16 protein-coding genes and 1 pseudogene are annotated in these 19,448 nt (G+C 55.0%); 6 read left to right on the forward strand and 11 right to left on the reverse strand.

The annotated features are described in order from the left end of the window. Window positions 1–8: 8 nt before the first annotated feature. From thrB to ACKTS9_RS03885, 4 genes are all read right to left on the reverse strand, one after another. The gene (gene thrB / locus ACKTS9_RS03870; protein WP_349216805.1) at window positions 9–902 is read right to left on the reverse strand and encodes a homoserine kinase; all 894 of its coding nucleotides are present in this window, start codon (window positions 900–902) and stop codon (window positions 9–11) included. A gap of 13 nt (window positions 903–915) precedes the next feature. Beyond that, window positions 916–2,139: a homoserine dehydrogenase gene (locus ACKTS9_RS03875; RefSeq protein WP_407879056.1), complete on the reverse strand. Its 1,224-nt coding sequence runs from the start codon at window positions 2,137–2,139 to the stop codon at window positions 916–918. Window positions 2,140–2,157: 18 nt separating this feature from the next. Continuing rightward, window positions 2,158–2,583 (reverse strand): amino acid-binding protein, encoded by a 426-nt coding sequence (locus tag ACKTS9_RS03880; protein ID WP_407879058.1) that lies wholly within the window; start codon window positions 2,581–2,583, stop codon window positions 2,158–2,160. Window positions 2,584–2,847: 264 nt separating this feature from the next. Next, window positions 2,848–5,121, reverse strand: coding sequence for a transglycosylase domain-containing protein (locus ACKTS9_RS03885; protein ID WP_407879060.1), 2,274 nt, complete (start codon window positions 5,119–5,121; stop codon window positions 2,848–2,850). Between the two features lie 233 nt (window positions 5,122–5,354). On the opposite strand from ACKTS9_RS03885, the gene ACKTS9_RS03890 reads away from it, so the two are divergent. After that, the gene (locus tag ACKTS9_RS03890) at window positions 5,355–5,663 is read left to right on the forward strand and encodes a hypothetical protein (protein WP_407879062.1); all 309 of its coding nucleotides are present in this window, start codon (window positions 5,355–5,357) and stop codon (window positions 5,661–5,663) included. Here ACKTS9_RS03890 and ACKTS9_RS03895 read toward each other — a convergent pair. Beyond that, window positions 5,664–6,025 (reverse strand): annotated as a pseudogene (locus ACKTS9_RS03895) (VOC family protein). 202 nt (window positions 6,026–6,227) lie between these two features. Here ACKTS9_RS03895 and ACKTS9_RS03900 point away from each other — a divergent pair. From ACKTS9_RS03900 to ACKTS9_RS03920, 5 genes are all read left to right on the forward strand, one after another. Beyond that, window positions 6,228–8,009 carry an HAD-IIIC family phosphatase gene (locus ACKTS9_RS03900; protein ID WP_407879064.1) on the forward strand — a complete coding sequence of 594 codons (1,782 nt, stop codon included), beginning with the start codon at window positions 6,228–6,230 and terminating at the stop codon, window positions 8,007–8,009. Window positions 8,010–8,024: 15 nt separating this feature from the next. Beyond that, window positions 8,025–8,267, forward strand: a complete 243-nt coding sequence (locus ACKTS9_RS03905; RefSeq protein ID WP_349216813.1) for an acyl carrier protein — start codon at window positions 8,025–8,027, stop codon at window positions 8,265–8,267. 59 nt (window positions 8,268–8,326) lie between these two features. Further along, window positions 8,327–9,301, forward strand: coding sequence for a hypothetical protein (locus tag ACKTS9_RS03910; protein ID WP_349216814.1), 975 nt, complete (start codon window positions 8,327–8,329; stop codon window positions 9,299–9,301). 14 nt (window positions 9,302–9,315) lie between these two features. After that, window positions 9,316–9,567, forward strand: a complete 252-nt coding sequence (locus tag ACKTS9_RS03915; protein WP_349216815.1) for a hypothetical protein — start codon at window positions 9,316–9,318, stop codon at window positions 9,565–9,567. Window positions 9,568–9,699: 132 nt separating this feature from the next. Further along, window positions 9,700–12,075 carry an HAD-IC family P-type ATPase gene (locus tag ACKTS9_RS03920; protein WP_407879067.1) on the forward strand — a complete coding sequence of 792 codons (2,376 nt, stop codon included), beginning with the start codon at window positions 9,700–9,702 and terminating at the stop codon, window positions 12,073–12,075. Between the two features lie 38 nt (window positions 12,076–12,113). Here the strand turns inward: ACKTS9_RS03920 and ACKTS9_RS03925 are convergent, their stop codons facing one another. The 6 genes from ACKTS9_RS03925 to atpA all read right to left on the reverse strand — a co-directional run bounded on the left by ACKTS9_RS03925 (window position 12,114) and on the right by atpA (window position 19,445). Beyond that, entirely contained in the window at window positions 12,114–13,760 is a 1,647-nt protein-coding gene (locus tag ACKTS9_RS03925) for a hypothetical protein (protein ID WP_349216817.1), read from the reverse strand. 13 nt (window positions 13,761–13,773) lie between these two features. Continuing rightward, window positions 13,774–15,030 (reverse strand): lipopolysaccharide biosynthesis protein, encoded by a 1,257-nt coding sequence (locus ACKTS9_RS03930; protein ID WP_407879070.1) that lies wholly within the window; start codon window positions 15,028–15,030, stop codon window positions 13,774–13,776. 137 nt (window positions 15,031–15,167) lie between these two features. After that, window positions 15,168–15,566: an ATP synthase F1 subunit epsilon gene (atpC, locus tag ACKTS9_RS03935; RefSeq protein ID WP_407879072.1), complete on the reverse strand. Its 399-nt coding sequence runs from the start codon at window positions 15,564–15,566 to the stop codon at window positions 15,168–15,170. Window positions 15,567–15,587: 21 nt separating this feature from the next. Beyond that, the gene (gene atpD / locus ACKTS9_RS03940; RefSeq protein WP_407879074.1) at window positions 15,588–16,982 is read right to left on the reverse strand and encodes a F0F1 ATP synthase subunit beta; all 1,395 of its coding nucleotides are present in this window, start codon (window positions 16,980–16,982) and stop codon (window positions 15,588–15,590) included. A 69-nt stretch (window positions 16,983–17,051) separates the two neighbouring features. Beyond that, window positions 17,052–17,909 (reverse strand): ATP synthase F1 subunit gamma, encoded by an 858-nt coding sequence (gene atpG / locus ACKTS9_RS03945; RefSeq protein WP_349216821.1) that lies wholly within the window; start codon window positions 17,907–17,909, stop codon window positions 17,052–17,054. 15 nt (window positions 17,910–17,924) lie between these two features. Next, window positions 17,925–19,445, reverse strand: a complete 1,521-nt coding sequence (atpA, locus tag ACKTS9_RS03950) for a F0F1 ATP synthase subunit alpha (protein ID WP_407879077.1) — start codon at window positions 19,443–19,445, stop codon at window positions 17,925–17,927. Window positions 19,446–19,448 lie beyond the last annotated feature (3 nt).

Here is a 19,448-nt window from a genome sequence, read left to right on the forward strand (position 1 = left end):
TCTGATATTCAAAGCACCCGCGCGCCCTCGTTGTCCGCATCCAGGCGGTGCAGGCTGAAAGCCGCCAGCGCCTGGTCTGCTTTTAACGCCTCGCTTGCGCGGGCAAAAAACGCATCTGCATCCTCTTTGCGCACCACAGCTAGAATGGTGGGGCCTGCGCCGCTGATGAACGTGGCCAGCGCGCCCAAGCCGTCCGCCAGTGCAAACACGTCTTCGCCGCCCTCAATCAACGGCAGACGGTACGGCTGATGCAGGCAATCCTTGGTGGCAATGGGCAAAAAGTCGTACCGTTCCTCACAGAAAGCCGTTGCCAGAAGTGCCGCGCGGGACAAATTGTACACCGCATCCACATGCGCCACACTTTTGGGCAGGGCGGCGCGCGCCTTTTCTGTCAGCAATTTGAAATTGGGCACAAACGCCGCAAATGTGATGGAACTTGCGATCGCCTTTTTCAGCGAAAAGACCCGTCCCTTATCGTAGGCAGAGACCACGAAGCCGCCCAAAAATGCGGGTGCCACATTGTCCGGATGTCCCTCGATCTTTGTGGCCAGCGTCAGCATATCCTGCTGTGCCATGGGACTGCCCAACAGTGCATTCGCCCCCAGAATTCCGGCTACGATGCACGCAGACGATGACCCCAGCCCGCGCGCCATGGGAATGGGATTCGTCTGAATGAGGCGCAGTCCCTTCAGCGAACGCCCGCACACGTCGTACACCTCTTTCACCGTGCGGTAAATCAGGTTGCCGGGCGTGGTGGGGATAGGGGTGCCGTCCGCACTCTGAATGTCCACCCCATCGAACTCCTCCATCTGGGCGGTGTTATACAGTTGAAGTGCCAGGCCGCAGGAGTCAAATCCCGCGCCGATGTTGGCGCTGGTCGCTGGGACCTTTACCGTTATCATACGCTTCACCCTCTCACAGCGTCAGCCATTTCAAAACATTTTTTACGCGCACGTCCTGCCGCGCTGCTTCTTCGCACAGTGCACGCGTCTGCGCAACAGACTTGCCGCGCAGCGTAAAAGCGGTCTCTCCGTCCGCCTCGTCCAAAATCTCCACATCGCCGAACACAGCCCGCACCGCTGCAGCGCCGCCCTCGGCCCTTACATAGCGGTCAGCCGGAGACGCGTCCTCGTAAACGCCTTCCATCGGCTCACTGTCCGTCCAAAAGAGACTTTCATGAATGGACCCGCCATTGCGCAGCGCATCCAACACATCTGCGGTCACGGCGCTGGCGGTGGGCAGTTTGCCTGCGCCCTTGCCATAAAACATCACATCGCCCAACATGTCACCGCGCACCATCACAGCGTTGAACACATCGTCCACGCCCGCCAGCTGGCTTTCCCGGGGTACCAGCATGGGTTCCACCGCCAAAGCCGGACCGTCTTCCGTCTGCTTGGCCCACGCGATCAGTTTGACTGCTGCATTCTGCCGTCTGGCCAAAGCAATGTCTTTGACGCTCACATCCCGAATGCCGCGCGCAGCCACATTTTGAGGATAGAAATGCCGTCCGAAAAGAATGCTGGCCAAAATGCAGATTTTTCGCTGTGCATCAATGCCGTCCACATCCGCCGACGGATCGATGGTCTCCGCATAGCCCAGGCTCTGAGCAAGCTTCAGCGCACCTTCAAAATCCATGCCCTCCCGTTCCATCTTCGTCAGCATGAAGTTGGTGGTTCCGTTGACGATTCCGCGAACTTCGCTGAGATTGTTGGCTGCCAGGCATTGATACATGGGCGTAATAACCGGCGTACCGCCGCCCACACTGGCCTCAAACAGGAAACACACGCCTTTTTCGCGGGCCAGAGCCAGCAGTTCCGCGCCATGGGTCGCAACCAGCTCCTTGTTGGAGGTGGCCACGTGACGGCCGCTTTCCAGCACTGCCTTCACGTAAGGATACGCCACTTTTGTTCCACCGATGGTCTCCACTACAGCGGTCACTTCGGGATCGTTCAAAATCGGGTCCAGCGTTTTCACAAACAGCGCCGCATCCGGACGCGAAGAAAAATCCCGGATATCACAGATATATTTCACTTCCACAGGCTGCCCTGCACGGCGGGCTGCTTTGTCCGCATTGGTACGAAACACTTCCAGAACGCCGCTTCCCACCGTGCCAAAGCCTAAAATTGCAATTTTTGCCATCTTCCCTTTTCCTTTCTCTCACGCCCCACGGCGGATATCCACGACCGTGCGCTGCTCTTTTAAACGATGGAGCATCTGATCCAGAGACATTTGCATACCACCTGCGCGAATGGTTACGGAAACCTGCGCCGTTCCATTCTCCGGCGTGGCCTGGTTGATGGTCACAATGGATGCGCCCGCTGTGGAAATTCCGGCCAGAAGCGCCTGCAGCGCCCCGGTCTCGTCCAGAAGAACCGCGTTCACCGTCAATACTTCCTTGCCATCTTCCGCATCAAAAATGCAGTCTTTATACTTATAAAACGCACTGCGGGAAACTCCCGCCATCCGTGAAGCAATCGAAATATTTTTAGCTGCTCCGCTTGCCAGAAGTTCCTTGGCACGCAGAACACGCAAAAACACTTCCGGCAGCACATTTACGTCCACAAGCAAGAAGCGCTTTTCCATGGTACCCTCCATTCGTGCGCACATGACGCACATTTGTATTTTATGAATGTAATGCAATCATAGCATGTTCTCCTTCTAAACACAAGAATTTCTTTTCTCCGCCAATTCTTTTCGGCAATTTGTCAAAGGAGCGCGCTATGTGTGGAATTCATGCAGATAGATTGTACAGTATACAATCACAACTGTACGCAGTAAGAGCACATTTTATTTCATTTGCACGTAAAAAAGCGGTGCTGCATATGCGCAGCACCGCTTTTGAATGGTTTATTCTGTTGAGCCATGACCCGGGCAGGTCGTGCGTTCGTCTACTTCCGAAGCTTTGTAATAGCCGGTAGCCGTCGGGCATCCCGCTGCCGGTTTGTCTCCCGTTACGGTACAGAACGAATCTTTTACCACGGAATCCGGCATGGTCCATTCCTTATACGGATACTTGGTCTCATCCGCCTGCACGGTATCCATAATCTCACGCCAGGCGCTCGCACCCGGGTGCTTGATACGTCCCGGATTATAACTGCTCATGGGCAGGCTCTCGTCATAGCCGAACCAGAACGCCGAGCAGTAATACGGCGTCAGGCCCACATACCAAATATCCTTGTTATCATTGGTGGTACCGGTTTTACCCACGCTCTCCATGCCTGCGTCATCCGCCATCAAGCCGCGAGCTGTACCGCCGCTGTCGTACAAAACGCCCTTCAGCAAGCGGTTCATGATATACGCGGTATCCTCGCTGATGGCCTGTACGGTGGTGATATCCTTTTTCAAAATCACGTTTCCGCGGAAGTCCTCCACCGTGGTATAGCTGTGCAGCGTGGTAAACTGACCGCCGTTTCCGTACATCATATAAGCGCCCGCCAGTTCGTATGCGGTCATACCGTAATGCATGGAACCCAGCACCAGCGGCGCGAGGTTTTTATCGTATTCCGGATCCAGCGTGGTGATTCCCAGCGTCTCGGTTGCAAAGCTGTACATCTCATCCATGCCTACCGACTGGCCAACTCTTACGGCAATGGTATTCAGTGACTGCTTGATTGCCTCATAGACCGTGACCGGCTGCCGCGTATAGGTGCCGCTGTAGTTGCTGGGCCAGGGATTCTTGTACACGGTTCCGTTGTCATCCATGTCACCGGCCTCATATACCGGCGCATCGATATACGTCATGGAGTAATCCGCCCAGCCGTACTCAATGGCCAGCGGATAGGCCGCCACGCCTTTCATGGTAGAACCTACCTGCCGGACCGAATCGATAGCGCGGTTCAGCGTACGGTCTGCAGTCTTCGCACCCAGGCCGCCGACCACAGCGCACAACTCGCCTTTGTAGTTGATGGAAACACCCGAAGCATTGGTGCGCGTCATATACGGCTCGGACCCATCGCCCGGATCGTACTCGATCTCATAGGCAGGCCAGTATTCCGCACGGTTGAACACGTCTTCCATTTCCGCCTGCAGCTCCGGCACAACGGTGGAATAGATCTTCAGGCCTTTGGTATAGAAATAATTTTCCGCAGCCTTTCTGTCCCACTCTTCTTCCGGCAGATTGTCGGGATTCTCCGCCAGCAGATCTGTAATCACTTCATCGATCAAGGCGTCGGTGAAGTAGCTGTTGTTGGTCTGTTTGGCCGCATTTTCATCGGTGGTCTTCTCCGCAAGAACCAGCGGTGCAGCCAGCGCTTCGTCCCGCTGTTCCTCGGTGATATAACCCTGCTCATACATGTTGCTGATCACCTTGTTCCGGCGGACCAGATGATCCTCCGGGTTTGTGATCGGGCTGTAGGTCGTAGGATTCTTGGTGATGGCCGCAATGGTCGCGCACTCTGCAATGGTCAGCGGCTCCTTGCCCTCGGCAATGTTGTCTTCGTCGCCCGCATGCTTATCAAAATAGCGCAGCGCACCTGCTTCCACACCGCCGATGTTACCGGTCAGGCCCAATGTATTCAGATAAGCTTCCAGGATCATGTCCTTGGAATACCGCGCGTCCAGAGACAGCGCACGGAAAATCTCACGAATTTTACGCAGATAGCCGGCCGTACCGTCACTGGCACGCTCGTCCGTGATGTTTTTCACCAACTGCTGGTTGATGGTGGAAGCGCCCTGCTGCGAACCGCGAAGCCAGACGCCCGTCACCTCATGCACGATCTCGTTGATGGCAGCGAACACCGTGCGCTTAAAGTTCACGCCTTTGTGCTCACGGAAGTCCTGGTCCTCAATGGCAATGTATGCGTTCTGCAGATTGACGGAAATATCATCCAGATCTTTCCAGATACGATTCTCGTCCGGGCTGTCAAGCGTCTGATATTCCAGCCACTCGTCCTGCCCCTCTGCGTTCGTGCTCTTATAATAGATGATACTGGTATAACTCTGCGCGATGTTTTCCAAATCCAGCAGCGTATCATCGTTGGCCGTGGCCTTCACCACATACATGCTGAGCAGCACCGACGCAATGGACACCGCAATGATGCCCAGGCACATGCACACTGCAATAAAGCGTAAAAAGCCAAACCAAATCCGCTTTGCTGTGCTTTGCTTTTTCTTCTTTCTCACGGGTGCCGACGCGCCCCGCGCCCCTTGCGGGCTTCTTTTCCTGTTTTCTATGATAAGTCGCCTCCTACAAAGACTTAGCGCCACAAATTCATGTACCGTGCGGAACAAACGTCCGCACCGAACAATAGTATGGCACAGAAATGGGGTGCGCCATGCGCACGCCCTTCACAAAACACGCGCTTCGTGGAATAAAGCCATTTTACGCGCACCATACTGCCAATGAGGTGATTTTTATGCGAAGAACTCTTTGCCTGCTTTTGACAGGGCCGGCTGTTTTTCTTTTATGCATCAGCCTTTATTTCCTCGCCGTCCCCCTGATCACGCCCCAGGCCGAGGCGCGTCTGGAAGATCCGCCCTCGTATACGCTCAGTGAATACCAGGGCCAACTGGCATTGTTCCGGGACGGAGAAACCGAACCAATCGCCCGTTATGAAGCCTACACCAACCTGCTTCCGCCCGGTGACGCGGCTCTCATTCAAGCCGGCATTCCCGTTTCCACACAGGAAGAGTTGCAACGGCTTTTGGAAGACTTCGGCGTGTGATCACTTGGCGGGAACAATCTCCAGCCAGTATCCATCCGGGTCCGCAATAAAGTAGATCCCCATTCCGGGGTTTTCATAGCAGATGCAGCCCATCTGCGCATGCTTGGCATGGGCCGCCTCGTAATCGTCCACGTGGAACGCCAGATGAAACTCATTCTCCCCCAGATTGTAGGGTTCTTTGCGGTCTTTCAGCCAGGTCAGCTCCAAAAGATGCGCGGTGCGGCCATCCCCCAGATAGACCAGGGTAACGCATCGTTTTCATGCCGGCGCACCTCCACAAGCCCCAAAGCCTCTTTGTAAAACGCCAGACTTTTTTCCAGGTCCAGCACATTCAAATTGTTATGGGCAAACGTAAACTGCATGTTTCTTCCCTTTCTTAATACGAAAAAGAACTGAATTATGTTTCACATTCCGCCGACAAAAAGCGTCATATGTAGTCTTTATTATAGCGAATGCCCCCCGCCATTGCAAGCGGCCCTGTTGTGAAATTTCGCTTTTTGATTTGTTTTTTATCTCGCTTTCTATTATAATGATATCACACTATAAAAGGCGGAGGGAAACAGTATGCAAACCCTGGAATATCCATTTGACAGTGGATTGATTTTGCAGAAAAAACGCAGTTTGAAGCGCCAGCTCGCAGCGCAGGAGGGCCTTGTTCCCAAAAAAGTTGCCATTCTCAGCGGCTCCACCATCGGCGAGATCAAAAACATTCTGGAACTGTTTTTGCTGAACGCAGGAATTCAGCCGGAATTCTACGTGGGCGGATATGCGCTGTACTACGAAAACATCTTGTTCGACGACGGCTCTCTGGCTGCGTTCCAGCCGGACATTCTCTATATTCACACATCATCCAAAAACATTGTCAATCTGCCCACCCAGGCGGACTCGCCGCAGCAGGTGGAAGAAAAGTTTTCCGCCGAGTGCGCCCGCTGGCAGACTCTGTGGAACGCCGCGGCCAAATTCGGATGCCCGGTCATTCAGAACAACTTCGAACTGCCCGGCTACCGGCTGATGGGCAGCATGGACGCCGTGGATACACACGGTCATGTCAACTTTATCAACCGGTTGAACACCATGACGGCAGAGTACGCCGCCAAGACCCCCAATTTCTATATGCATGATCTGGCATATCTGGCTGCCAGCGTGGGCCTGGACAACTGGTTCTCCCCGACGGTGTGGTACGCTTACAAATATGCGATGGACACGCAATATATCCCGGTCCTTTGCCACAGTGTTGCCAACATTATCAAAAGCCTGTTCGGCAAGAACAAGAAAAGCGTCGTTCTGGACCTGGACAACACCCTGTGGGGCGGCGTGATCGGCGATGACGGTCCCGAGGGGATCGTGCTTGGCAAGGAGACACCCGCCGGCATGGCCTATTCGGAATTCCAGCAGTATCTGAAAGAGCTTTCCCGCCTGGGTGTTCTTTTGAACGTCTGCTCCAAAAATGAAGAGGAGATGGCCAAAAAAGGCTTTGAGCGCGCTGACAGTATTTTGAAACTGGACGATTTCGTGTGCTTCAAAGCCAACTGGGAACCCAAGCACCGGAACATTGCCGCCATCGCGCAGCAGATCAACCTGCTGCCCGACAGCTTCGTGTTCATGGACGACAACCCCGCCGAGCGCGAAATTGTGCGCCGCGAGCTTCCCGGCGTGACCGTTCCGGAATTGACGGCACCCGAAATGTATATCCGCGCGCTGGACAAGGCCGGTTATTTTGAAGTGACCACCCTTTCCGCCGACGACAAAAAGCGCAACGAAATGTACAAGCAGAACGCCCAGCGCGCCGCGCTGGAGCAGAGCTTCGGCAATTACGAGGATTATTTGAAAAGCCTGGAGATGCACTGCGAAATCGGCGCCTTTGACCAGGCTCATGCCGAGCGGATCACACAGCTGATCAACAAAACCAACCAGTTCAATCTGACCACACGCCGCTACACGGCCGCCGAAGTAGAAGCCCTGATGAACGATGACCAGTACATCACCCTTTATGGACGGCTGGTGGACAAATTCGGTGACAACGGAATCGTCACCGCGCTGATCGCGCATAAAACTGCCCCGGGCGAGGCTGACATTGACCTCTGGATTATGAGCTGCCGTACCTTCAAGCGGCAGCTGGAACACGCCATGTTCGACCGCCTGGTTGCCGTGTGCGCGGAGCAGGGCATCCGCAAAATCAACGGCTTCTATTATCCCACGGCGAAAAATTTGCCCGTAAAGGATTTTTATGCTACAATCGGGTTTGAAAAAGTTGCCGAGGACGAACAGGGCAACCGCACGTTCGCTTTCACCGGATTTGACGGTTATCAGCCGCAGTGCACGGTGATGGAGACCGTACTATTGTAAAGGAGCGTTTTGAACATGGACAGCAATGCGATTTTTGAAGCAGTGCAGCAAATTTTCCGCGATAATTTTGACGACGAGGAACTGGTTCTGACCCGCGAGACCTGCGCCGACGACATTGAGGACTGGGACAGCCTGGAGCAGATCAATCTGCTGACAGCGATTGAGAAAAAGTTCGGTCTGAAGTTCGGTCTGGCCGATGTGCGCGATCTGCAGAATGTGGGCGACCTGCTGGATCTGATTGAACGCATGACCGCCTGAAAAACAAATTGACAGGCTGGCGGGTCCGCCAGCCTGCTTTTTTGCCTGGAGAACGTGGTATGAAACATTCTTTTTCTTTTCGGCTGGCCAGCCGGGACGACAAATCCTCCATTGTCCGCTTTTTGGATGAACACTGGGGAGCGCGCCATCCGCTGGTCCACCTGGACGATTTTTTTACTTATTATTATGAGGACGGCGACCGCCTGCAATTCGCCTTGTGTGAGACACAGGGACGCATCGCTGCTCTGGCCGGCTACATCCGCGCCAATGCCTGTGAACATCCGGACATCTGGATCTCCATCTGGTGTGCGGATAAATCCGTCAGCGGCGCCGGGATGGAGCTTCTGGATGCGCTTCCCCGCCTGTGCGGCGCCCGGATGGCTGCCTGCAACAATATTCGGCCGCAGGTAGTGTCTCTGTATCGCTTTCTGGGATATGAAGCCTGCCGTCTTCCCCACTATTACCGCCTTGCGGACCGTTCTTCCTACGCGGTCGCACGCATTGCCCAAAAAACGATTCTGCCTGTGGCAGACGGCCCGGCACTTTTGCCGGTGCAGGATGCCCGCCAGCTGGCGCAAGTCTATGTTCCCCACCCGGAGCTTCGCCCTTTCAAGGACTTGTGGTATCTGACGCGCCGCTACTTTTCCTATTCGCGGCAGCACTACGATCTGTGGCACCTGAATGGTTCTCTTCTGGCCACACGCACGGTTCCCGTCAACGGGACCGCGGTGCTGCGCATTGTGGATTATGTTGGGCTGCCGGAACAGTTCCCGGAATTTGGGCCCGGCATCAATCGGCTGATGCAACAGGTCGGCGCCGAATACGCGGACTGCTATTGTGCAGGGATTTCCGCCGCACAGATGGCGTCTGCCGGTTTCTGCCAGCGGACGGAAACGGACGCCAACATTCTTCCCAACTATCTGACGCCCCCCTTGTACGAAAACACGGAGTATTATTACTCCACCACCGAAAGCGACCATTTTCTCCTGTTCAAGGCGGACGGCGACCAGGACCGTCCCCATCTGACCGTATAAAAGGAGGCTGCGTCATGCGCTTGACCGAATGTACCGAGAGCGGATATCGTCTTGCCTGCACGGAAGCAGACGCTGCGGAAAAGTTGGGGCGTCTGGAAGACCTGTGCGAAGAACTTCCTGCCCAGCAGCAGAAAATCCATGAAAAAATGGAAGCGCTGCGCAGTCAGGGCAAGGAAAAAAGCTGTCAATTTCGAGAATTGATGGTTCAAAAGTTGAACAACAGCATGCTGATTGCCACTTTAAAGGCCCACGGCCTGATGGATTGATCGAAGCAGGCAGGGCCTTTCGCCCTGCCTGCTTTCTTTTTTATCAACGAATGTGAATACAAAACAACCGCTGCATCGTCTCTTGAATAAGAGCAGTTTTCATTCGATTTTAAAAAAGGGGAACCATCCGCCATGAAACACGAAAAAGCACCTGGTACAGTCGACAGAATTTGTGTCGACTGCCATCAGGGTCTGAACAGCGAGCAGGTCGCCCAGCGCGTAAAAGCAGGGCTTTGCAATATCGCGCCTGCTTCGCTTTCCAAAACCACAGGACGCATCATCCGCGACAACGCGCTCACGCCATTCAACTTTTTGTTCTGCTTTTTGGCGTTCTGTCTTTTTTCCGTTGGCTCTTACAGCGACATGCTGTTTTTAGGTGTTATCTTTTTCAACACGCTCATCGGGATCGTACAGGAACTGCGCGTCAAGCATGAATTGGAAAAGATCTCGCTTTTGCATGTTGCCACCGTCACCGCCGTGCGGAACGGGCAGCGCATGGACCTGCCCGCGGAACAGCTGGTGCGGGATGACATTGTTTTTCTGCGGGCCGGCAACCAGGTGCCCGCGGACGCACAGGTCTGCGAGGGCGCTCCGGAAGTCAACGAAGCGCTTCTGACCGGAGAAGCTGCTTCGGTGCAAAAGCAGCTGGGCGACGACCTGATGTCCGGGAGCTTTCTTGTGGCGGGCACCTGTTTGGCGCGTCTTACCCGTGTCGGAGAAGAAGCCTATGCCGCTCAGCTGGTACGCGAAGCCAAAAAGCCCACACGACACCGTTCCGAAATGATGAATTCTCTGGACAAGCTGGTCCGCTGTATCGGAATCCTGCTGGCACCTTTGGGAATCTGCATGTTTTTGAAGCAGTTCTTTTTGCTGCGCACCGGAATGAACTACGCGGTCACATCCACCGTAGCCGCCGTGATCGGCATGGTTCCGGAAGGACTTTACCTTCTCACCAGTGTAGCGCTTGCACTGGGCGTACTGATTCTGGCACGCCGCCGCGTGCTTGTGCACGAATTATCCTGTATTGAAAACCTCGCCCGTGTAGACGTGGTCTGCTTCGACAAAACCGGCACGCTGACCGAAGGAGCCATGGAGGTGACCGATGTTCTTCCCGCTCCCGGGTTGAAACGCGATGAGCTGCTTCCATGGGCCGCCGCCTTTCTCCGCGCGGACGAGAGCGATAACCCCACCTCCCGCGCGTTGCGGACGTATTTGGCGAGTGATTCTGCGCCCGATTGGACGGGTGGCGAACAAATCCCCTTTTCCTCTGCACGAAAATTTTCCGCACGCCTTGCACCCGACGGCATGTGGTACGTATTGGGTGCGCCGGAGTATGTGCTCCCCCATGATGCACCGGAACTCGCCAGCCTTGAGAGCGCCCTGAGCCGCGGTCTGCGTGTACTGGCGTTTGCCCGAACGACCGAAGCGCCTGCCACGGGCAAAGTCTGCGATGCAAGCCTGCTCGGCTTTTTCTTCCTTGCAGATGCGCTTCGCCCCGACGCACACGAAACGCTGGAATACTTTTATCGGCAGGGCGTGGATGTGAAAATCCTCTCCGGCGATCACGCCGCAGCCGTAGCCGACATCGCCCGGCGCGCCGGTGTGCGCAACGCCGAACGATACATCGATGCATCCACCCTTACCACGGAAGAGCAGCTTCGTGCCGCTGCGCTGGAGTACACGGTGTTCGGCCGTCTTACGCCCGGCCAAAAGCGAGTCCTGATTCACGCGCTGCAACAGGCCGGCCACAGCGTAGCCATGACCGGTGACGGCGTCAATGACGTTCTGGCGCTGAAAGATGCTGACTGCAGCATTGCCATGGCCACCGGCAGCGATGCTGCACAACAGGTCGCGCAACTCGTCCTCTTGGATTCCAACTTTTCCGTAATGCCGCGCATCGTAGACGAAGGGCGGCGCGTCATCAACAACATTCAGCGTTCTGCCGCATTGTTTCTCATCAAAAACATTTTTTCCTTCACCATTTCGCTGGTGCTGTTGTTGATTGCCATGCCCTATCCCTTCGTTCCCCTTCAGATCTCTGTCTTCAGCTTTTTTGTGATCGGGGCTCCCGGCTTTTTGCTCACCTTTGAACCCTGTTACGAAAAAGTTCACGGTCGCTTCCTTCGCACGGTACTTTTGCGCGCACTGCCCGGCGGGCTGACCTGTGCAACTTGCATTCTGGCCGCCATGGCAGCGTCCGCCTGGCTGAACCTGACTACCGAACAGCTTTCTTCCCTTTGCACGCTGGTCATTGCCTATGCCGGTCTTCTTGCTTTGGGAACTGTGTGCCGGCCTTTCACTCCTCTGCGTGCCACCGTATGGGGACTGATGTGCGCAGGCTATTCGCTGGCAATTGTTTTGTTCGGTCCCTGGACAGGCCTTGTGCCTCTGCCCGCTGCTGCCCTGGGCATTCTGGCCGGACTGTTTGCACTGGCCTCCTTTCTGTTTTGGCTGCTGTGCCGTTTGTGTACCTTGTTCACCAAACAGCGGCCGCGCTGCCCCGCATAAGCGAAAAACCGCTTCGGCAAAAGCCGAAGCGGTTTTCTTTATGCATCGCTGTTCTGTGTACTTTTCATTTTGTACAAATTGAACTGCTCCTCCCGAAGCGTTTCCCGTTCCACAGACAGCCCATAATGCTCACTCAGATAAATTTCCTTCGCGCTGACGTTGTAGGAGTCCACCAGATACACCACATCGTTGTCCACCATGTCCAGATAAGGATTGTCCACCCCATATCGTGCCAGCGCTTCCACACGGTGCGGCGCATGGCTCAGCCAGCCGCCCATGACCACAATGTTGGAAAAGAAGTCCTTTTCACGAGGATGAAGCACATCGTATCCCGCCAGAGAGTCCAGCACATCCACGTCCACCAGATACAAATGATCCTTGTCCGCGGAGTATTCCGTATACTCCGGCCGGAACGGACGATCTTCCCGATACTGAATCATCGTTTCCCGTGTGTCTTTCCAATAGGGCAGGCACACCACCAGTACCCCCGCCGCAAAAAGGCTCAGCACCCGCAGCGGAATGCGTTTCTCTCTTGTGTTCCAATCGCAGCACAGCGCGGCAAACACAGCGGCCGCCAGCACAAGCACGTATTCCACCCGGTGAGGGAAGCGCCCGCGCAGCGACAGGTAGAATACCATGCAGCCATAAAGAATTCCCGTGGCCACAAATGCCCAGCTGGTTCTTTTTCGTCCGTAAAACAGCCACGCCAGCACCACGCAACACAGCAGAAGATGGAACGGCGCATTGTCCAACACACCAAGACAATAGTGTCCCGCATCCCGCAGCGCCGACAAAAAGCCATTTTGCGGCAGTTTCGCCGCCAGTTCCTCAAGCGCCTGCGTGCTGAACACATTATCATCCCAAAAACTCCAGCTGTTCAACGTGTCATAATCGTTGGCGCTGTAGCCATATGCCTCCATCTCCTGCGAACTTTGAACATATTGAAGGCGAAAATCAGACACTTCCGTGCGGGCCGCATTGTATTCCGTATAAGCCTGCCAGTCTTCCTGCACACGATAAGCCAATATGTCCACACCTTTGGCCAGTCCCACCAAAAAGAACATTGTCAGCATAGCGGCGACCGCCCGCTTCTTTCCATCCCGGTCCAGCGCAAAAAAGCGCCAGAGAAGCAGCGCGGCGGCCATTCCGCCCACCGCCGGGAAATTTTGAAAGCGTACCATGGAACCCAGCAGAACCCAAAAGATTCCCCAAACGGTTCCTCTGTCCCAGCGCCCCAGGTGATCCGCCATCAAGGCCAAACCCACAACCAGATACAGTCCACTGTTTTTCACATACTGAAAGCTGTAGAACAAATCCACACCTGCCAGCGCCAGCAGCAAAACGCTGAGCACGATTCCCTGTTTTCGGCCGCACTTTTCCAAAAGCATCCGGCACAAAACCGCAAGGGCTGCCACATCCGCCGCCGTCTGCAAAAAATAAAGCCAGTTGACCCCGGGCAGAACCCAGTAAAACGGTTTGAGAAAATACCCAATCAGAATATTGATGTAAACCAGGTACTGGCTGTCCTCGCCATACGCACCGGCCGCAATATTGCACAGCGTCGCATCGTCGTTCACCTCGTAACGCACACCAAAGGCCAACCAAACCAGAGCGTAGACCGCCAAAACCATTCCCAGTGCAATCAGCGCATTCAGACGCGCGCGATGATTCTCAGCCTTCCCCACAAAATCTCTCCTTTTACGTATCTTCCGAAGCAAAATGACGCCTTGCGTTGACCAGTGTGATGGCCACCAGACAGACACATTGTACACACAGCGCACCGATGGTCGCAAAGGTCGTCCCCTGCAGTTCCCAACGGCGGATGCATGGGCTGCTGATGCAGGCAGCGGTTATAATACCGCAGACATTTGCAAAAATCAGGCCGCGCATGCAGCGCATCACCGTCAGCACCATGCTGTAGAACAACATCATGGCTGTAAGCACCGCCGAAACCACCATGGGAGCCAACAGATACGCGTAGCTTTCCAAACCCGCGCCCACAAATACCGCCAGCCCCCAGCGGCCCAAATAACGGCAAACCAGAAGGCCCGCCGGCAAAAGTGCCAGCACAATGCCCTGCACCGCCAAAATTGCTTTGTAAAATCCCCGGCGGTTCCGCTCGGCATAATTCTGTGCAAACAGCGTGATAAAAGGTGTAAACAGATACGTAGCGCCCACCTGCAGAAGAAGAACCGGCTGCGTCACAGGGCTGTAGATTCCCAGCGCCGTTTCCCCCAGAATTTTTTCCAGCATAAGTTTGGGAATGGACGCCGTTGTATTGGCCAGTACATTATAAACGGCAAGCGGCAGGCACTCCCACAGAAGCGCCAAAACAGCGCTCTCTGTCACAGCCGAACAGGTGTAAAAAGGCCTGGCCTTGGGAAGCGTATAAAAAAAGAACAGCAGTACATTCACCGCAACCATAAACAGCAGTGTAAGGACCATGTCATGCGTGACCCACAGAACCGCCACAAACACCGCCAGCGAAGCAACGCCGCGCACAGCATACGTTTTTCCCACAATGTCCAGCCGTTCGTTCTGCTGGTCAATGGCATTGTATACATCCGTGATGGATTCTACCATCCGGTAAGCCTGATACAGCAGAATACAGGCACATTGCAGTTTGCTGTAAGGGTTCTCGCCCAAAGTCGCCCCCAGCAGCGTATATCCCATACACAAAACCGTCGCCAGAACACAGGTAGTCATCCGGCTGGCAATGTACGTACTCTGTGAATACTTGTTCTCAACGTCCGAAACTTGAAAGCTGTACATTCCATAGGAAGCGACCGACACAAAAATATTGGTCACTGCCAGCGCGATGTTGTAATTGCCGGAGTTCACTTCGCCTGCCAACCGAACTACAAGAATGCCGCACAGGAACTGACATCCCATGTAAAGAATATTTCCAAAGGTATTCCACAGAAAATTTCGCCGCATTGCATTCGCACCCGGCAAAGCAACCGCCTCCTTTTTAAAACCATCGCAAATTTTAGTATACCACAATTGAACAGCGGCTGTCATCCATTCGATCTTACTTTCATTTCAACATAAAAAACGGACGTTCCGTAAAAGCGGAACGTCCGTTTTTGCTTTTATCGTTTTGCCACGTTCAAACGAACCTGCGCACGGGACAGCCGCGCCTTGGCCAGCTGCAATTCGTGCGGGTCCTTTGCATTTTGAATGCGCTGTTCGGCATCTTCCTTGGCGCGTTTTGCACGCTCCACATCAATGTCCTCTGCCCACTCAAAGGTGGTCGCAACCACACGCACATGACCGGGGGTCACCGCCAGCATGCCGCCGCTTGCGGCAGCCCTGCGCGTTTGACCATCCACCACGACCCGCGCCTCACCTGTGCCGAGTGCTGTAACATACGGGATGTGATTGCCCAGAACCGCGGCCTCTCCGTCAATGGTGCGCACGCTCACGCGCTCGGCCTCTCCGTCAAAAAAGCCGCCGTCCGGTGTGACAATCTGCAGATGAAAGGTAGACATACTCTCTCTTCCTTTCCCGCTTTACAGCGTCTTTGCCTTTTCCACGGCCTCGTCAATGGTACCCACAAACAGGAACGCCGATTCCGGAAGATCGTCGTGTTTTCCTTCGATGATCTCTTTAAATCCGCGAATGGTCTCCTTCAGCGGTACGTATTTGCCCTCCATGCCGGTGAACTGTTCCGCTACGCTGAACGGCTGCGACAAAAAGCGCTGAATCTTACGTGCACGGGACACGGTGATCTTGTCAGTCTCAGACAACTCATCCATGCCCATGATCGCGATGATATCCTGCAGTTCTTTATAGCGCTGCAAGATTCGCTGCACCTCACGGGCCACTTCGTAATGCTCCGGGCCCACCACATCCGGGGACAGAATGCGGGAAGTGGATTCCAGCGGATCCACGGCCGGATAAATGCCCAGCGAAGAAATGCTGCGGCTCAAAACCGTGGTCGCGTCCAGATGGGCAAAGGTGGTAGCCGGAGCCGGGTCCGTCAAGTCGTCCGCCGGAACATAAACCGCCTGCACCGAAGTGATGGAACCTTTCTTCGTAGAGGTGATGCGCTCCTGCAAAGCGCCCATTTCCGTGGCCAGCGTGGGCTGGTAACCCACCGCAGAAGGCATACGGCCCAACAGTGCCGACACCTCGGAACCTGCCTGGGTAAAACGGAAGATGTTGTCGATAAACAACAGAACGTCCTGGTTTTCCCGGTCACGGAAATATTCCGCCATGGTCAGGCCTGACAGCGCCACGCGCATACGGGCTCCCGGCGGCTCGTTCATCTGGCCGTAGACCAGAGCCGTCTTGGACAATACACCTGATTCCGTCATCTCGTTGTACAGGTCGTTGCCCTCGCGGGTACGTTCGCCTACACCGGTGAACACGGACAAACCGCCGTGCTGTTTGGCAACGTTGTTGATCAACTCCATGATCAACACGGTTTTGCCGACGCCGGCGCCTCCGAACAGGCCGATTTTGCCGCCCTTGGCATAGGGAGCGATCAGGTCTACGACTTTGATGCCGGTTTCCAGAATCTCGGTTGTGGACTCCTGCTCGTCATAGGCAGGAGCCGGACGATGAATGGGCCACCACTCAGCACCTTCGGGAGCCGGTTTGTTATCAATGGGCTGGCCCAAAAGGTTGAAAATGCGGCCCAGCGTGCATTCACCCACCGGCACCTGAATGGAAGCGCCGGTATCCACCGCCTGCGCGCCGCGCACCATTCCGTCGGTGCTGGCCATGGCAATGCAGCGAACCACGTTGTCTCCCACGTGCTGCGCCACTTCCGCCGTGATGGTATCGCTGCCGTTCTGCACCGTAATTGCGTTGAGCAAGTCGGGCAGGTGGCCGTCAGCGAACTTGATATCCAGCACAGGACCCATGATTTGCGTCACTGTGCCGATGTTCTTTTGCTCCATAATGCAACTCCTTTTGCAAAAGAAGAAGCGGGCGTCATCCCCTTCTCCTTCCTCGTTTTGTTCTGACCGTTATGCTTCCGCACCTGCCACGATCTCTGTGATCTCCTGCGTAATGGCCGCCTGACGCGCACGGTTGTAATGCAAAGACAGATCCTCGATCATCTCGCTCGCGTTTTTGCTGGCCGCATCCATTGCTGTGCGGCGTGCGCCCTGTTCACTGGCCACGCTCTCTGCCAGAGCGCCGTAAATCAGGCCCGCAACATACTCGGGCACAATGGCGTTGTAAACCGCCTCACTGGACGGCTCGTACAGCGTCAGATTGTGCAGCCCCTTCTCTTCCTTTGCCAGCTCGCGGTCATAATTCAGCGGCAATGTTTTCAAAACTGCCGGCTGCTGGCTCAGCATGGAGACAAAGTTGGTGTACACAATCTCCAGCTCGTCAAATTCGCCCTTGCAGAAACTCTGGCAAAGCAGCTTTGCCATGGCGGCGCAATCGTCCATTTGAACATCTTCCGCCAGAGCGTAATCCTCTGTCAGAATGGGCAATTTGCGGCGCTGGCAATATTCCACCGCCTTCTTGCCAATGGGAAGCATCACGCTGTCCGCACCGGCCCGATGTTCCTCCATCGCCCGGAACAGATTGGCGTTGTATCCGCCCGCGAGCCCCCGGTCGCCGGCAATCATCACATAACAGCGTTTTTTTACTTCACGTTTCTGCACATAAGGCGATGAAAAATCCGTATTCCCATAGCAGATATCCATCAGCGTCTGGTGCAGCGTCGTAAAGTAAGGGCGCGTCTGCTCAGCGTGCAGTTTTGCGCGCCGCAGCTTGGAAGAGGCCACAAGCTCCATCGCCTTGGTGATCTGCATGGTGCTTTCCACGCTTTTCATGCGCAGCTTGATGTCTTTCATCGATGAAGCAGCCATCGGCTTGTGCCTCCTTTACTGATGCGATTGCACAAAGCGCTGCGTAAAGTCCTCCAGCGCTTTTTTCAGCGCCTGCTCGGTAGCTTCATCCAGCTTGCCCGTCTCACGGATGGGCGCCAGAACGTCCGCGTCATGCAGGGCTGTCATATCTTCGTACATTTCCTGCTCGTAATTCTTGATCTGCTCCACGGGAACATCCATGAGCAGGTCGTGAACCACCGCATACAAAATGCAGACCTGCAGCTCCACAGGAACCGGAGAATTGCGGTTTTGCTTCAACACTTCCACAATGCGTTCACCCTGTGCCAGGCGGCGCTTTGTATCGCTGTCCAGATCCGAACCAAACTGTGCAAAGGACTTCAGCTCACGATACTGTGAATAAAGCAGTTTCAACGTACCGGAAACCTTTTTCATGGCTTTGATCTGCGCATTGCCGCCCACGCGGGAAACCGAAATGCCCGGGTTCACAGCCGGCATAACGCCGGAGTGGAACAGTTCGGTCTCCAGGAAGATCTGTCCGTCAGTGATGGAGATCACGTTCGTGGGGATATAGGCAGATACGTCGCCGGCCTGCGTCTCAATAATCGGCAGAGCAGTGATGGAACCACCGCCGTATTCCGGTGCCATACGCGCCGCACGTTCCAGCAAACGGCTGTGCAGATAGAATACGTCGCCGGGGTACGCCTCACGTCCGGGCGGGCGGCGAATCAACAGGCTCAGCGCACGGTAAGCCACCGCGTGCTTCGACAGATCGTCGTATACGATCAGCACGTCTTTGCCCTGATCCATAAAATATTCCGCCATGGCGCAGCCGGAATAAGGTGCAATATACTGCATCGGGCTCAGCTCAGAAGCCGTGGCAGACACCACTGTGGTGTACTCCATGGCGCCTGCAGCGTTCAGCGTCTCCACCAGCTGAGCAACCGTAGACCTCTTCTGACCGATGGCCACATAAATGCAAAGTACATTCTGACCTTTCTGGTTGATGATCGTATCCGTTGCCAGCACCGTTTTACCGGTCTGACGGTCGCCGATGATCAGCTCGCGCTGACCGCGGCCGATGGGGATCATACTGTCAATGGCCTTGATGCCTGTCTGCAAAGGCACACTGACGCTTTTGCGCTCGATGATACCGGGCGCCTTGTGCTCAATGGGGCGGAACTCGCTTGTCTCCACCGGTCCCTTTCCATCGATGGGCTGGCCCAGCGCATTGACTACACGGCCGATCATCGCCTCGCCTACCGGCACGCTTACGACCTTGCCGGTGCGCTTGACGGTGTCCCCTTCCTTGATGCCTTCATCCGAACCCAGAATAACAATGGCGACACTGTTCTCCTCCAGGTTGAGGGCCATGCCGTATTCGCCGTTTTCAAATTCCACCAGCTCATTGGCCATGCACTTTTCCAAACCGTATGCACGCGCAATACCGTCGCCCACCATGATGACGGTTCCGGTCTCTGTGCTTTTGATCTGGGCGTCATAGTTCTTGATCTGGCTTTTGATGATCTTGCTGATATCTTCTGGTTTTAATTGCATCCT

The sequence above is a fragment of the Owariibacterium komagatae genome, assembly GCF_045865535.1.
Taxonomy (GTDB): domain Bacteria; phylum Bacillota; class Clostridia; order Oscillospirales; family Ruminococcaceae; genus Ruthenibacterium; species Ruthenibacterium komagatae.